12 protein-coding genes are annotated in these 15,760 nt (G+C 65.7%); all 12 read left to right on the top strand.

Translation table 11 applies throughout. From position 1 onward, the window contains the following. Nucleotides 1-6: 6 nt before the first annotated feature. The 12 genes from JYP50_RS07290 (at nt 7) to JYP50_RS07345 (ending at nt 15,732) form a co-directional block, all read left to right on the top strand. A complete protein-coding gene (locus JYP50_RS07290; RefSeq protein WP_206559839.1) occupies nt 7-1,950 on the top strand; it encodes a bifunctional 5-dehydro-2-deoxygluconokinase/5-dehydro-2-deoxyphosphogluconate aldolase in 1,944 nt (647 codons plus the stop codon). Further along, nucleotides 1,947-3,800, top strand: a complete 1,854-nt coding sequence (gene iolD, locus JYP50_RS07295; protein WP_206559840.1) for a 3D-(3,5/4)-trihydroxycyclohexane-1,2-dione acylhydrolase (decyclizing) — start codon at nt 1,947-1,949, stop codon at nt 3,798-3,800. Before JYP50_RS07290 ends, iolD begins: the two co-directional genes overlap by 4 nt. A 5-nt stretch (nt 3,801-3,805) precedes the next feature. Continuing rightward, on the top strand, nt 3,806-4,705 hold the full coding sequence (gene iolE / locus JYP50_RS07300; RefSeq protein ID WP_206559841.1) for a myo-inosose-2 dehydratase: 900 nt from the start codon (nt 3,806-3,808) through the stop codon (nt 4,703-4,705). Then, entirely contained in the window at nt 4,702-5,700 is a 999-nt protein-coding gene (iolG, locus tag JYP50_RS07305; protein ID WP_206559842.1) for an inositol 2-dehydrogenase, read from the top strand. The genes iolE and iolG overlap by 4 nt, the downstream gene beginning before the upstream one ends. A 281-nt stretch (nt 5,701-5,981) precedes the next feature. After that, nucleotides 5,982-8,861, top strand: coding sequence for a TonB-dependent receptor (locus JYP50_RS07310; protein WP_206559843.1), 2,880 nt, complete (start codon nt 5,982-5,984; stop codon nt 8,859-8,861). Between the two features lie 80 nt (nt 8,862-8,941). Beyond that, nucleotides 8,942-10,327: an MFS transporter gene (locus JYP50_RS07315; RefSeq protein WP_206559844.1), complete on the top strand. Its 1,386-nt coding sequence runs from the start codon at nt 8,942-8,944 to the stop codon at nt 10,325-10,327. Continuing rightward, nucleotides 10,314-10,811 (top strand): hypothetical protein, encoded by a 498-nt coding sequence (locus JYP50_RS07320; protein WP_206559845.1) that lies wholly within the window; start codon nt 10,314-10,316, stop codon nt 10,809-10,811. Before JYP50_RS07315 ends, JYP50_RS07320 begins: the two co-directional genes overlap by 14 nt. Beyond that, a complete protein-coding gene (locus JYP50_RS07325; protein WP_206559846.1) occupies nt 10,811-11,635 on the top strand; it encodes an inositol monophosphatase family protein in 825 nt (274 codons plus the stop codon). Before JYP50_RS07320 ends, JYP50_RS07325 begins: the two co-directional genes overlap by 1 nt. A gap of 107 nt (nt 11,636-11,742) precedes the next feature. Then, complete coding sequence (locus tag JYP50_RS07330) at nt 11,743-12,306, top strand: PepSY domain-containing protein (protein ID WP_206559847.1); 564 nt, start codon at nt 11,743-11,745, stop codon at nt 12,304-12,306. Beyond that, complete coding sequence (locus JYP50_RS07335) at nt 12,306-12,977, top strand: response regulator transcription factor (protein WP_206559848.1); 672 nt, start codon at nt 12,306-12,308, stop codon at nt 12,975-12,977. The genes JYP50_RS07330 and JYP50_RS07335 overlap by 1 nt, the downstream gene beginning before the upstream one ends. After that, the gene (locus tag JYP50_RS21770) at nt 12,977-14,311 is read left to right on the top strand and encodes an ATP-binding protein (RefSeq protein ID WP_206559849.1); all 1,335 of its coding nucleotides are present in this window, start codon (nt 12,977-12,979) and stop codon (nt 14,309-14,311) included. The genes JYP50_RS07335 and JYP50_RS21770 overlap by 1 nt, the downstream gene beginning before the upstream one ends. A gap of 2 nt (nt 14,312-14,313) precedes the next feature. Beyond that, on the top strand, nt 14,314-15,732 hold the full coding sequence (locus JYP50_RS07345; RefSeq protein WP_206559850.1) for an alkaline phosphatase D family protein: 1,419 nt from the start codon (nt 14,314-14,316) through the stop codon (nt 15,730-15,732). The last annotated feature ends 28 nt before the right edge of the window (nt 15,733-15,760 follow it).

A 15,760-nucleotide genomic window follows, 5' to 3' on the forward strand; every position in this document is an offset into this window, starting at 1 on the left:
ACAGACATGGCAAACAGACGCTTCGATGTCATCTGCATGGGACGCGCCGGCGTGGACCTGTACGGCCAGCAGTACGGCGCCCGGCTGGAGGACACGCGCAGCATGGCCAAATACCTGGGCGGTTCCTCGGCCAACATGGCGGCCGGCATGGCGCGCCAGGGCTTGAGCGTGGCGATGCTGACCCGGGTGGGTGACGAGCACATGGGGCGGTTTGTGCGCGAGGAACTGGCCCGCAACGGCGTGGACACCAGTCATGTGCATACCGACCCGGAGCGCCTGACCGGCCTGGTGCTCTTGGGCATCAAGGACCGCGATACCTTTCCGCTGATTTTCTACCGGGAAAACTGCGCCGATGCCGCGATCGACGGCACTGACTTCGACGAGGGCTTTATCGCCTCGGCGCGTGCCCTGGCGATCACTGGCACGCACTTTTCCCTGGCCGGGACCGCGGAAGCCTGCCGGCGGGCGATCGAATATGCCCGGCGCAACGGGACCCGTACCGTTCTCGATATCGACTACCGGCCGGTGCTTTGGGGTGTGGCGGGACACGGGCAGGGGGAGAGTCGCTTCGTGTCCAGCGACGAGGTGACGCGCCACCTGCAGGAGATACTGCCGCTGTTCGACCTGGTGGTGGGCACCGAGGAGGAGTTTCACATCGCCGGCGGCAGCACGGATACGCTGACGGCATTGCGGGCCGTGCGCGAGCGCAGTGCGGCCACCCTCGTACTCAAGCGCGGCGCGCTGGGTAGCGCGGTTTTCGAGGGGGCTATCCCCGGGCGACTTGAAGACGGCGCGCGCGGGCCGACGATCGCGGTGCAGGTACTCAACGTGTTGGGCGCCGGCGATGCTTTTATCAGTGGTTTCATGCGCGGCTGGATGCGCGACGAGCCCCTGGAGCAGTGCTGCCTGTACGGCAATGCCTGTGGCGCCATCGTCGTGTCGCGGCACGGCTGTACGCCGGCCATTCCCACCCGGCCCGAGCTGGACGACTACCTGTCGCGTTTTGACAGCGTGACGCGGCCGGACCTCGATGCGAGGCTCAACCAGCTGCACCGCGCAACCTTGCGTCGTCCCCGGGGCACGGTCTGTGCCCTGGCCTTTGACCACCGCAGCCAGTTCGAGGAGCTGGCGGCGGCGTGCTCGGCCGATATCGCGCGCATACCGGTGCTGAAACGCCTGATCGCCGATGCGGTATTGGCAGTGGCGGAGCGCGAGCAGCTGGGGGCGTCGGCGGGTGTGCTGGTGGACGAGCGTTTTGGCGAGTCGGTCCTCGAGTCGCTGACCGGCACGGGTTTGTGGATGGCGCGCCCCCTGGAGTCGCCGCAGTCCCGCCCCCTGTCCTTCGAGTACGGCTGTAATGTATCGGCGACGCTGCAGCGCTGGCCCACGGAGCATATCGCCAAGTGCCTGGTGTTCTACCACCCCGACGACGATGCGGCGTTGAAAGCGGAGCAGGGCCTGCGGCTGCGGGAACTGTATGCGGCCTGCCGGCTGAGCGGGCATGAACTCTTGCTGGAACTGATTCTGCCCGATGGGCGCGAGGACAGCGGCACCGATACCGCGCGGGCCATGCGCGAATGCTACGACATGGGAGTCTTCCCGGACTGGTGGAAATTGCCGCCGCCCTCGGTTGCGGCCTGGCCGGCGATCGAGGCGGTGATCGATGAGTTCGACCCCTGGTGCCATGGTGTGGTATTGCTGGGCCTCAACCGGCCGGCCGAAGAGCTGGTGGAGGGCTTCGCCCGGGCCGTGGGGCGCAAGTATTGCAGGGGTTTCGCCATTGGTCGCAGCATTTTTGTCGAACCGGCCCGCCGGTGGCTGCGGGGCGAAGTGGGCGATACCGCATTCCGCGAGGCGGTAGCCGATAACTTCACCGCCATGGTAGTGCAGTGGCGCGGCTTGCACGGCATTGCCACCGAGGGTGTGTGCACACGCGAGGTGCGGGCATGACTACGATAACACTCACCGCCAGCCAGGCGCTGGTGCGCTACCTGGTGGCACAGCAGGTCGAGGTCGATGGCGAGCGTCTGCCGCTGGTGGCCGGCGTGTGGGCCATCTTCGGCCACGGTAACGTGGCTGGCCTGGGCGAGGCGCTGTCCGCCGCGCGCAGCGAGTTGCCCACCCTGCGCGGGCACAACGAGCAGGGCATGGCACACGCCGCGATCGCCTACGCCAAGGCCTGCAACCGCCGCCGGGTTATGGCCTGCACCACGTCCATCGGGCCGGGCGCGACCAACCTGGTCACCGCGGCGGCCCTGGCCCATGTCAATCGCCTGCCGCTGTTGCTGTTGCCCGGCGATAACTTTGCGTCCCGGGCCCCCGACCCGGTACTGCAGCAGCTGGAAGTCCCCGGTGACCCGGGGGCGAGTGTGAACGACACTCTGCGCAGCGTGTCGCGCTATTGGGACCGCATACAGCGTCCGCAGCAGTTGCTGTCCAGTTTGCCGCGGGCGATGGCCGTGCTTACCGACCCGGCGGAGTGTGGCCCGGTGACACTGGCCATGCCGCAGGACGTGCAAACCGAGGCCTGGGAATTCCCGCTGGATTTCTTCGAGCCCCGTTTGTTGCAGTGGCGCCGCCCGGCCCCGGACCAGGGGGAACTGGCGCGAGCAGTGGCGTTGCTGCGGGAAGCGGAAAAGCCGCTGTTGATCGCCGGCGGCGGCGTTCACTACGCCGGGGCCTGCGCGTTGCTGGACGGGTGGGCGCGGGTAGCCGGCCTGCCGGTGGCGGAAACCCAGGCGGGCAAGGGCGCGCTGCCCTGGGATCACCCGATGCTGATGGGGTCGGTGGGTGTCACCGGGTCCAGCGCCGCGAACGAACTGGCGGCCGAGGCGGATCTGGTGATTTGCCTGGGTACGCGTCTGCAGGATTTCACCACCGCTTCGCGGACCTTGTTCCGCAACCCGCGGTGCAAGCTGTTGGGCATCAATGTGGCGGCGGTGGATGCCGCGAAGCATGGCGCCAGCAGCCTGGTGGCGGATGCGCAGGTGGCCCTGAGGGCCCTGGGCGAGGCCCTGCCCGACTGGCGCGTGGCGCCGGCCTGGGTGGAGCGAGCGACCCGCGCCGCGGGCGCCTGGCAGGTGGTGGTGGACAGGGTTACCGCGGCGGACGATACGCAGCTGCCCTCCGACGCCCAGGTGCTGGGCGCGGTCAACCGCGGTGCGGCCGAGGACGCCGTGGTGGTGTGCGCGGCCGGCGGGCTGCCCGGTGAGTTGCACAAATTGTGGCGCTGTAGCCGGCCCAACGGCTACCACGTGGAGTACGGTTATAGCTGCATGGGCTATGAAATTGCCGGCGGGCTGGGTGTTACGCTGGCGCTGCCGGGGCGGGAAGTCTACGTCCTGGTGGGGGATGGCAGCTACCTGATGCTGAACTCGGAACTCGCCACCGCGGTAATGCTGGGGCGCAAGATGGTCGTGGTGCTGCTGGACAACCGCGGTTTTGCTTGCATCAACCGTCTGCAGCAAAACTGCGGCGGCGACCCCTTCAATAACCTGCTGGCCGACAGCGTCCACGGCGGCGACGCCCCTCCGGCCATCGACTTTGCCGCCCACGCGCGGGCGCTGGGCGCGCAGGCGGAGCAGGTGACGGGGATCGCCGCGCTCGAATCGGCGCTGGCGCGTGCCCGGCGGGCCGAAGGCTGCTATGTGGTCGTGATTCGCACCGACCCCGATCGCGCCACCGCCGAGGGCGGCGCCTGGTGGGAGGTGGCGGTGCCGGAGGTGTCGCAAAGCGATACGGTGCGGCAGGCGCGGGCCGGGTACCGCGACAACAAAACGCACCAGCGGCGTGGAGGGTAGTGGCGGTGGTTCGCATCGGTATCAATCCCCTGACCTGGAGCAACGACGACATGCCGTCGCTGGGTGCCGACATTCCCCTGGAGCGCTGCCTGCGCGAGGGCCGCCAGGCCGGCTACGCCGGTTTTGAACTGGGGCACAAGTTTCCCCGCGAGGCCTCGCAGCTGCGACCCCTGCTGGCGGCGCACGACCTGGCCCTGGTATCGGGCTGGTACAGCGCACGCCTGTGCGAGCGTTCGGTGGAGGAGGAAATTGCCGCGGTTCAACCCCACCTCGCCCTGCTGCGGGACATGGGTTGCACCGTTATGGTCTGCGCCGAGGTGAGCGACGCCGTGCACGGCGATCGGACGACGCCCCTGTCGCGGCGCCCGCGGCTGTCGGATTCGGCCTTTGGTCACTTCGCCGGGCGGCTGGCGGCCTTCGCCGACTACCTCGCGGAGCAGGGGATGGCGCTGGCCTACCACCACCATATGGGCACCGTGGTGGAGAGCCCGGAAGACATCGATGCGCTGATGGCGGCCACGCCGCCCACGGTGGGCCTGCTGTTGGACACCGGGCACCTCAGCTATGCGGGTGGCGACCCGGTGGCCGTGGCCGCCACTCACGCGCAACGTATTTGCCACCTGCACTGCAAGGACGTGAGGCCCGATGTGTTGGTGCGCGCCCGCGCGGCCAACTGGAGCTTCCTGGACGCGGTATTGGCGGGGGTGTTCACCGTGCCCGGCGACGGCGCGGTGGATTTCGCCGCCGTGCTGGCGGCCTTGCCCGAGGGCTACGATGGCTGGGTGGTGGTGGAGGCGGAACAGGACCCCTCGCGTGCTGAGCCGCTGACCTATGCGCGCCTGGGCTACGGGCATCTCGAGGCCCTGCTGGCGGCGCGTGAGCGCCGGGGAGGGAAAACGCCATGAGTCGGGGAATTTGCCTGGTCGGCGCCGGCCGCATCGGTGCCATTCACGCCGCCAATATCGTGTCGCTGGCGGGCGTCCGCCTCTGTTGCGTGGTGGACAGCAATGCCGACGCGGCGCGTGATCTGGCCGGCCGTTACGGGGTGGAGGCGCTCGACCTGGCGCTGGCGCTGGGGCGCGACGACGTGGATGCGGTGGTGGTCGCCAGCTCCACCGACACCCATGTGCCGGTGATGACCGCCGCGGGCGAAGCCGGTAAGGCGATTTTTTGTGAAAAGCCGGTGGACCTGGACCTGGCGCGCGCCCGGGCCTGTATCGAGCACCTGGAAGCCGGCGGCGTGCCACTGGCGCTGGGCTTCAATCGCCGTTACGACCCCAGTTTCGCGCGCCTGCAGCAGCGCCTGCGCGCCGGCGAGATCGGTGAAGTCGAAATCGTCAGTATTACCAGCCGCGATCCCGCGCCGCCACCGCTGGACTACCTGCGCCGTTCCGGGGGCCTGTTCATGGATATGATGATCCACGACTTCGATATGGCCTGCTGGTTGCTTGGGGAGGCGCCGGTGCAGGTGCACGCCACGGCGAGCTGCCTGGTGGATGAGGGTATCGCCGCGTTGGGGGACGTGGATACGGCCCTGGTTACGCTGCGCACCGCTAGCGGCCGGCTGTGCCAGATCAGCAACAGCCGGCGCGCGGTGTACGGTTACGACCAGCGGGTGGAGGTACACGGGGCCGCCGGCATGCTGCGGGCTGAAAACCGCGAGGAGACGAGCGTGCAGTTGTTCGGTGCCGGTGGTGTGCTGGCCGACCCGCCCATGGACTTTTTTCTCGAACGCTACGCCCAGGCCTATCGCGAGGAAATGCGCGAGTTCGTTAATGCGCTCGAGGGCCTGCCGGCGCGCCTGGTGAGTGGCCGGGACGGCCTGCTGGCGCAGTCGCTTGCCGAGGCAGCGGCGACTTCGTTACGGGAGCAACGCACGGTGGATCTCCCCGCCGCGTAGCTTGATTGGTGCGGCACCCGTTGGTGCGGCACCCGTTGGTGCGGCACCCGTTGGTGCGGCACCCGTTGGTGTGGCACCCACTGGTGCGGCACCCGCCAGATTGCCAGCGGGTCTGTCAGGCCCTCGCGGCGCGGGGGAGCTGCGTGCAAAAAATGGAATTATTATGCCCACATTAACTAATATGGAATAAATATTTTACGTAGCGTCTGAATCTGCCTATACTCGAGGCTCCAGTTCGGACTCACCTCTCATTAATAACTAAATCAGCAGGAGGTCCCGTCGTGACCCACGAAGACAACTACCGCAACTGTCGGCAAGCTCATGCATTGAAATCCGCAACGCGACGTGGTCGGGGATTCAGGCGCCTGGCGCTGGTTTCCGCCGTCGCCGCGCTGGCCGGTACCGGCGCGGTCGCCCCGGCGCTGGCGCAAACCGTTTCCGGAGAGGTCACCGACAGTAGTGGTAGCGCGGTGTTCGAGGGGGCGATTGTGCGCATCAATGAACTGGACGTCTCCACCACTACCGATTCACGCGGGCGCTTCCGTATCGTCGGGGTGGCGCCGGGCTCCTATACCCTGGTGGTGCACTATGTGGGCGCGCCGCCGCGCACGCTTCCCATTACCGTGGGCCCCGATGGCCTGGTGCTGGGGGCGGTGGTTCTGGGCGAGGGCAGTGATGACCAGATGGCCCTGGAGGAAGTGCTGGTGACCGGGCAGTCGGCGGCCATGGCCAGTGCCATCAACCAGCAGCGCGCGGCGGACAACATCAAATCGGTGCTCGACTCCGACACGATGGGACAGTTTCCCGATCAGAACGTGGCCGAATCGCTGCGCCGCCTGTCGGGTATTTCAGTGGAAAACGACCAGGGTGAGGGTCGCTATGTGGTCATTCGCGGTATGGACCCGGACCTCAACTCCACCTCGATCAACGGTGTGCGGGCATCGGCCGCCGAAAACCGCCGTGCCCTGCAGCTCGACGTGATTCCCTCTGACGTGCTGGACGGTCTCGAGGTACAGAAATCCCTGACACCCGACATGGATGGCGATTCCATTGGCGGCTCGGTCAACGTCAAGACCCTGAGTGCCTTCAGCCGCAAGGACATGTACCTCAAGGCGCGCCTGGAGGGCGGCTACAACGAGTACCGCGAGGACTGGAGCCCCAAGGCCTCACTGGCGGGTAGCGACATCTTCGAACTGGGCAATGGCCGGCGCCTGGGTGTCGCCGCCGCGCTGAGCTGGCAGAACCGCAAACTGGCCACCGACAACAACGAGGCCGACGACTGGGAAACCGCGGACAATGGCAATGACTTCCCCGAGTCCTTTGAGCCGCGTTATTACGAAATCGACCGCGAGCGGACCGGCGCCGTACTCAATCTCGACTACGATTTCTCTGACTTCACGACCCTGTTTTTCCGTTCCCTGTACAGCAAGTTCGAGGACGACGAGGCCCGTCTCGGCCAGGCCTATGGCGACCTGACGCCAATCTCCGAAGACGCCATCGGGCCGCGCGCCACCGACTTTGGTTTCGCCGAAATCGAGATGGGCACCAAGGACCGGGTGCAAACCGCGGAAAACCTGTCGCTGTCTTTCGGCAGCGAGAGCCAGTGGGAGGCCTGGGCTCTGAAGACCAATGTCGGTTACTCCTTCGCCGAGGAGGATGACCCGGATATCGTGAACTCCGCCTGGGTGGGGGAGTTTGAAAGTGGCGATGGCGGCATCCCGGACGGGTCGCCGGTATTGACCTTGAACCGCGCTTCGGCCGAGGAGCCGCGGGTAGAGTCCGATTATTTCGATATTCTGCGGAATCCGGCGGCTTACGAGCTCGACGAAATCGAGCACGAGCAGAGCAAGGCCGAAGACACCCAGTGGTCCTTCCAGTTCGACGCCACCCGGCAGTTCGAGGTCTGGGAGCTGAAATTTGGTGCCAAGGCGCGACTGCGCGAGAAGGAAAACAACGAGGATGCGCAAATCTACAGCGGCGACGGGGTGTTCACTGTCGCCGATGTCTACGACCCGGATGTCGCTTCGAACTACGGTTTCCACAACCGCATCGACCCCATGCCCAGCCTCGCCGGCGTGCGGTCAATCCTGGCCTCGGGAGAGGGGCTGGAGCTGGAAACTATCGATTCCGAGCTGGCCTCAACCTCCAACGACTGGGTGGTCAACGAGGATGTCTACGCGGCTTACGGCATGTTCAAATACTACAGTGGTGGCTGGACCGTAACCGGCGGATTGCGCGTGGAGTACACCGACTTCAGCTCCGACGGCAATTCGGTGGAACTGTTTGAGGAGGGCGATGTATACAACGGCGAGGTGTTGGAGGACGATTTCGTGGCGGTGACCCCGATCGAGGCCAGCCGCAGTTACACCGATGTCCTGCCGAGCCTGAACCTGCGCTACGATGTCACCGACCAGGTGGTGGCGCGGGCGGCTTTCTCCCGCTCTATCGTGCGGCCGCTGTTTGAAGCCGTGGCCTCGCGCATCAGTGTGGAGGATGGCGAGGCATCAATCGGCAACCCGGACCTCGAACCCTACAATTCCTGGAACTACGACGCATCCCTGGAATACTACCCGACCGAGCTGAGCCTGTTATCCGCCGGTGTGTTCTACAAGGACATCGACGATTTTATTTTCCTGCGAACCTACGACGACTTCGAATTCGCGGGGCAGACCTTCGATGAGGCGACTATCTCGGAAAACGGCGACGGTGCGGAAGTTCTGGGTGTCGAGCTCAATTACCAGCAACATTTCGGTTTCCTGCCATCGCCGTTTGACGGTTTCCTGGTCAGCCTGAACTACACCTTTGTCGACAGCGACGCGGAAGTGGACGGCCGCGAAATCAGTTTCCCGAAACAGTCCGACAACATCGCCGGTTTCGTCCTGGGTTACGAAAAATACGGCTTTGACCTGCGCCTGGCCATGAAGTACCGCGACAGTTACATCGACGAACTGGTGGAAGAAGGGCTGGACCGGACCACCGATGCGCACATGCAATGGGATCTCACCGCGAAGTACTTTGTGAGCGAGCGCTGGATGGTGTACGCCGAGGTGTCCAACCTCAACGGCGAGCCGGAGTATTACTACGCCGGCAAGGACAGCCGCCTGCTGCAGTACGACGAGTACGGCACCACCACCGTGCTGGGTGTGCAGTTTATCTACTGAAGATCCGTTGCGGGGCTCACGGGCCCCCTCTGTTATCGATATAGTATGAGGTTACAGTGGCGCAGGGTCTCAGCAATAGCATGAACATGCTCAAGGTCTTCACGACCGGGCGGGATCGCCCGGTGACGGCGACCGCGGCGGACGTCGATCGGCAGTTCCACCTGCACCGGCGCAATGTGATTGTGGTGATCACACTGTGTTACGGGCTGGGTTACGTCTGTCGCCTGGCGCTCAACGTGGTGAAAAAGCCGTTGATGGACGCCGGTATTTTTACTCCCGAACAACTGGGCATCATCGGCTCGGCGCTGTTGTACGGTTACGCCGTGGGCAAATTCACCAATGGCTTCCTGGCGGACCACGCCCACGTCGGACGCTTCTTCGCGGCGGGCCTGTTCCTGTCGGCGCTGGCCAACTTCGGTATGGGTTTTTCCGACCTGTTGTGGGTATCGGCGCTGTTGTGGGGGCTCAATGGCTGGTTCCAGGGTTTCGGCGCGCCGTCCAGTGTGGTGTCGCTGGCCCACTGGTACAGCAATCACGAGCGCGGGCGTTACTACGGTATTTGGAGCACCGCCCATTCCATTGGCGAAGGCCTGACCTATCTCGGCGTGGCTTTCCTGATCGCCGCGGCCCCCAAGGGCCTGGGCCTCGACTGGCACTGGGGGTTTTGGGTGCCGGCGGTCATCTGCGTGCTCGCAGCGGCGCTGGTGCTGCGCTACCTGCCCGATCGCCCGCAGGCGCAGGGCCTGCCTTCGGTGGCCAACTGGCGCGGCGATCACGGCGCGTTGGCGCAGGCGGCGGCCCACGGCGACAGCGTGTGGCGCACGCAATTGCGCATTCTCGCGATGCCCTCCATCTGGATACTGGCACTGGCCAGCTCCAGCATGTACGTCACCCGCTACGCCATCAACAGTTGGGGCAATGTCTATCTGCAGGAGATTCGCGGCTTCGACCTGTTCGACGCCAATCTGTTCATTTTCCTCAATACCGCGGCGGGCATTCTGGGTTGCGTGGCCTACGGTTTTGTCTCCGACAAGTGGTTCGACGCCCGCCGCCCGCCCGCCAATCTGCTGTTTGGGCTGATGGAGTTGCTGCCCCTGGTGGTGATTTTCTGGGGCCCCAATGAGCCGGTTGTACTCGCGGCCGCGCTGGTGGTCTACGGTTTCGGTCTCAGCGGTATACTGGCCTCTCTCGGCGGCCTGTTTGCGATCGATATCGCGCCCAAGCGCGTCGCCGGCGCCGCCATGGGTTTTATTGGCATTTTCAGTTACCTGGGGGCCGGCTTGCAGGACTACATCAGCGGCAAGTTGATCTCCGACAGTGAGTTGGTGCTGCGCTTTCCCCACGGCGACCTGGAGTCCCGGGTGTACTTCTATGATTACAGCGTGCCCATCCTGTTCTGGGTCGGGGCGTCGGTGTTCTCGCTGGTGCTGGCGGCCAGCCTGTGGAGGGTGCGTGCGACAGACTAGACTGGTATGGCTGTGCCTGGTGCTGCTGGCATCCGGCTGTGGTGGCGAGCGATCGATGGAGTTCTGCGAGCGACACGGGGCCGAACACTGGCAGCACCGGGCGGAAGTGACGGTGCTGGATATGCAACTGGATGAGGTAGGTGTGCTCAACGCCGTCGTCACTATACCCCGGGGTGCACTAGACTGGATGCCCGCCGGCCAGGTACTGGCGAGCGCCGCCAATGTAGTGGATGCGGGGCCCACATGTGCGCCGCAAGCGGCGTCAGTGACGCGGGACGAGAACGCGCTATTGGGGGAGTACCGTCTGCAGTGTTCGGGTGATGCCCCGCCCGCGGGCCTGACCGTGGCGTTGTTCCAGCACCTGGACGAGCTTCGGGAAGTGGAGGTCACCATGACCACCCCCGCGGTGAGCAAGCACTTCCTGGTCAACCGGCGCTGCGAACGGGCGCTGTTCAATGTGCTTACACAGAGGGAGGGCATGTAGTGACACCGGCGGAACTTGACGAGCGCCTGGCGCAGGCCTGTGAAATCGCGCGCATCGGCGGCAGTTTCGCCGCCGGCTGCTTTGCCGACCTGGGTAGCCTCACGGTCCATAGCAAGGGTGTCCAGGACATGGCCACCGAGGCGGATCTGAACACCGAGCAGCTGTTGCGTGACGAACTGGCCAGGCGCTTCCCCGGGGATGCGTTCCTGGGAGAGGAGAGTTGCGAGGCCTTTGCCGCCGAGCCGGGCCAGGGTGTGTGGGTGGTAGACCCCATCGACGGCACCCAGCCTTTTGTCAGCAATATCACCTCCTGGTGTGTGGCACTGGCCTACGTCCGGGGAGGGCGCACCCTGATCGGCGTCGTCTATGACCCGAACCGGGACGAAATGTTCGCCGCTCGCCACGGCGGGGGTTGCACGCTCAACGCCCGCCCGGTGCGCGCCAGCGCGGCGCGCTCACTCGCCGACGGGCTGGTAGGCCTGGGCTATTCCAACCGGGTGCCGCCCGCGGCGACCCTGGAGCCCATGACCCGCCTGTTGCGCGCCGATGGCATGTTTCACCGTAGCGGCAGCGGCGCGCTCAGCCTGGCCTATGTTGCCGCGGGCCGTCTGGTCGGTTACTACGAACCGCACATGAACGCCTGGGATTGTCTGGGAGCTGCCCTGCTGGTGCGCGAGGCGGGCGGGCGCAGCAATGCCGAGCTGGAGAGCGAAGAGGTGCTGTTGCGGGGCTGCCCGGTACTGGCGGCGGCGGAGGGCATCTATCCAGCGCTGTGCAATGTGGTCCACGCGCACAGCGCTGTGGACGAGTCGCCGGTGAACTAGGTTGTTGTTTCACAGGCTGTACATGAACAATTGTTAATCTGTGCCCAATACGGGCTTCACGGCGCCCGGGTTAGTGTTGCCGCATCAACCACCCGGAGGACAGACAGATGAAATACACACTGAGCGCGGCCGGCCTGCTTGCCGGTATTTTGGTGATCGCGCCGGCGATATCCGGAGATGATCTCGAGGAGGCGGCGCTGGCGCTCTACGCCATGGACCGTTCGGGCGTCACCATGGCCAAGGCCCTGGACATCGCCGAGCAAACCGTGGACGCGGTGGCCTATGAATACGAGCTGGAGGAGGACGACGGCGCTTTGTTCCACGAGTTCAAGCTGATGGATCTCGACGGCAACACCCGCCACGAGCTGCGCATCGCGGTCGCAGATGGCAGCGTATCGCAGCAGCAGGAGTCGGTGAGCTGCTCGGTGATCTGCAAGGACGACGACGTAAAGGCGGCGCGCGCCCTGGACGAGTCGGGCTACTCCCTGCGCCGGGCACTGGAAGCCGCGGCCAGTGGTGAACGAGAGCTGCTGGAGGAGGCCGAGGTCGAGCTGGAACACGGGGTTCGCTACTTCAAGCTGGAGTTTATCGGCCCCGAGGGTGAACGGGACTTGCTGCTCGACATCGACAGCGGTCAGGTGATTCCCTCGCTGACCAGTAGCGGGCGCTGATGAAGCTGCTGCTGGTCGAGGACGACGCCACCACCCGGGACTATCTCGCCAAGGGCCTGCGCGAGCAGGGCTACGCGCTGGACGAGGCGGACAACGGTGTCGACGCCTTGCACCAGGCAACCACCGCCCACTACGACCTGGTGGTACTGGATCGCATGTTGCCCCAGCTCGACGGCCTGTCGGTGCTGTCGGCATTGCGCGCGGCCGGTGACACCACGCCGGTGATTATACTCAGCGCCCTGTCGCACGTGGATGAGCGCATCAAGGGTCTGCGTGCCGGCGGCGACGATTACCTGGCCAAACCCTTCTCCTTCGCCGAGTTGCAATTGCGAATCGACAATCTGTTGCAGCGCTCCGGCAATACCGGCCAGCGGGTAACGGAGCTGGCGGCCGACGACCTGGTGATGGACCTGGTGGGGCGCCGGGTCACGCGCGGCGGTGTGGAGATACGCCTGCAGCCCAAGGAGTTTCAGCTATTGCGCCACCTGCTGGAGCACCGCGGCCAGGTAGTGTCGCGCACTTTACTGTTCGAGGCGGTGTGGGACTACCACTTCGACCCCAAAACCAATGTTATCGATGTGCACGTGGCGAAGTTGCGCCGCAAGTTGGAGGAAGGCGGTCGCACGCCGCTGATCCAGACCGTGCGCGGTGCGGGCTATGTGGTGAGGTAGTGGGCACACGGACCTCGGCCTGGCGTCTGACCCTGGTATTTACCCTGATCGTGCTGCTGGTAAACGCCGGCGTATTGTGGGCGGTGTACTGGATTACCCAGTCGGAACGGGAACGGCAGCTACAGCAGAGCGTGCTCGCCGCCGCCGCCACTTTTCGCCAGTTGGCCCAGGGCGATGCCGCTGGCAGTGAGTCGCTGCGACGGCTGATCAAGTCCCGGTCGCGGCACGCCGTGGATACACTGCTGGCCATGGAAACGCGCGGCCAGGTGGTGGGCAATCTCAGCCGACTGCCGCCGGATCTGCCGGCTTACCCGGCGACGGCCCGCTTTCCCCTGGGGGTGGCCGACCTGCAGGGCGAACCCTCTCTCAGTATTGCCCTGGGCACGGTCCTGCCGCTGCCCGATGGCAAGCTGATGGTGGCGCGCATCGAGGGGGATCGGGAGCAATACCGGCGCGAGTTCCTGCTGGCTTCGCTCATCGCCCTGGCCATTGCGCTGCTGGTGACGGTGGTGGCGGGCTTGTTGTTCAACCGCCGCATTGTGCGACGGGTGCGTCTGCTGGGCGAGGGCATGGCGCGTATCCAGAGTGGCGCCTTGAACACGCGCCTGCCCGCCCGGGCGCAGGGCGATGAGTACGACGCCATCGCCCGCCAGGTTAACGGCATGCTCGACGAAATCGACGAGCTCCTGCAGTCGGTGGCCAGCGTGACCGACAACATTGCCCACGACCTGCGCACGCCGCTGTCGCGTATTCGCCTGCGTCTGGAGGAGGCGAGCAGTGGAGCCGGCGCCGCGCCCTGGCTTGACGACACCCTTGCCGATCTCGATACGGTACTGGAGACCTTTGAGGCCATGCTGGAACTGTCGCGGCTGGAAAAGGGCGCATTGCACCTGGAGGGCGAGCCCTGTGACCTCGCAGCGATAGCCGGTGACGTGACCGCCCTGCTGGCCCCCGTGGCGGAGGAGCACGGCCAGACATTGCACCTGGTGTGCCGTGAACCCGGACCGGTCCGGGGCGATCCCAGCTTGTTGTTCCGGGCCCTCTATAACCTGGTGGACAACGCCATCAAGTACGCCGGTCAAGGCGCGCGCATCGAGGTGATCCAGGGCGGGTGCAAGGTGACCGTGCGGGACAACGGCCCGGGCATACCGTCGGCCGAGTGCGAGCGCGTGTTCCAGCGCCTCTATCGCCTGGATCGCAGCCGGCACACCGAGGGCACCGGCCTGGGCCTGTCCATCGTTCGCGCCATCGCGCGACTGCATCGCGCCCGGGTCAGCCTCGGCGACGCGGCGCCCGGCCTGGCAGTAACCATCGATTTCAGTGAACAGGAGTGACCATGAAACAGCTTCGCCGCAGATTCCTACAATCCCTGGCCCTGGCCGGCGGATCCCTGCCACTGCTGCCAGTTGCGGTGCGGGAAGCCCTGGCGCGCAGCGAGCAGGGTTATCCCCGCCTGTTGCACGGGCCAATGCCCGGCGCCGTCGGCCCAGACAGTGTCCTGCTGTGGATGCGTGCAAGCGGGCGCTTCCCGGTCACTGTGCGCTACGGTACTTCGGAGGATCTCGCCGACGCCCGTTTCAGTGATGCGGTGCCGGCGGTGCCCGAGGACGATTTCACCGTGCGCGTGGCGCTGCGGGAGCTGGCGCCGGATACCACCTACTACTACCGCCCCTATGTCGACGGCGAGCCCGCCAAATACCTGGAAACCAGGCCGCCCTTCCGCTTCCGCACCGCCCCCGCCGGTCCCGCGCGCTTCCGTCTCGGCTTCGGCTCCTGCGCCCGCTGGCAGGAGTTCCCGCGCCAGCCCATCTGGCGCGCGCTGGAGCGCTGGCAGCCGGACCTGTTTTGCTGGCTGGGGGACAATATCTACGCCGATACCGTCGAACCGGGGATCATGTCGGACCTGTACAAGATCCAGCGCGCCGTGCCCGAATACCAGGCCTTCGGCACGCGGGTGCCGCAGCTGGCGATCTGGGACGACCACGACTACGGCCTCAACAACCACGACAGCGAAAGTCCCATGCGCGAGGACAGCCTGCGGCTGTTCCAGCGCTACTGGGCCAATCCCGCCTACGGCACGGCCGACGCGCCGGGGGTGTACTTCCGCTATCACTACGGTGGCGTGGACTGCTTCTTCCTGGACAACCGCTATCACCGCACGCCCAACGACGCCCCCGACGGCCCTGGCAAGACCATGCTCGGTGCAAGCCAGAAGGCCTGGCTCAAGGGCGAACTCAAGCGCAGCGCCACGGCGTTCAAGCTGCTGATCATCGGCGGCGGCTGGTCCCACAATCCCGCCGCCTTCGGCGAGGACAACTGGACCAGCTATCGCCACGAGCGGGACGAGCTGTTCGATTTCATCCGCGACGAGGGCATCGAAGGTGTCCTGCTGATGTCCGGCGACGTGCACCGCGCCGAGGCCAACTGTATTCCCCGGTCGGAGCAGGGCGGCTACGACCTGTTCGAGTTCGTCAGCTCCGGCCTGGCCCAGGACACGCCGATTCCCGAGCCCATCGAGGTGCCGGAGGTGCGCCTGCGCGAACCCTACACCGGCGGCTACAACGCCGGTATCGTGGATTTCGACATGACCCAGGCGGACCCGGTAGTGCGCTTCAATGTCATCAACAGCAGCAGCCAGGCGATGTGGGACGAGGCGGTCACCGTCCGCGCCAGCGAGCTGCGCAACGGCGTGTCGAGCTGGCGCCGCAAAGTCGACCCGGAGCTGCCCAACCCGCGCCGCCAGGACCCAGCCTGAGCGCGGGTTTTCGGGCGCCGGGCTTCCG

It is taken from the genome of Parahaliea mediterranea (assembly GCF_017255185.1).
GTDB lineage: Bacteria > Pseudomonadota > Gammaproteobacteria > Pseudomonadales > Halieaceae > JAFKCZ01.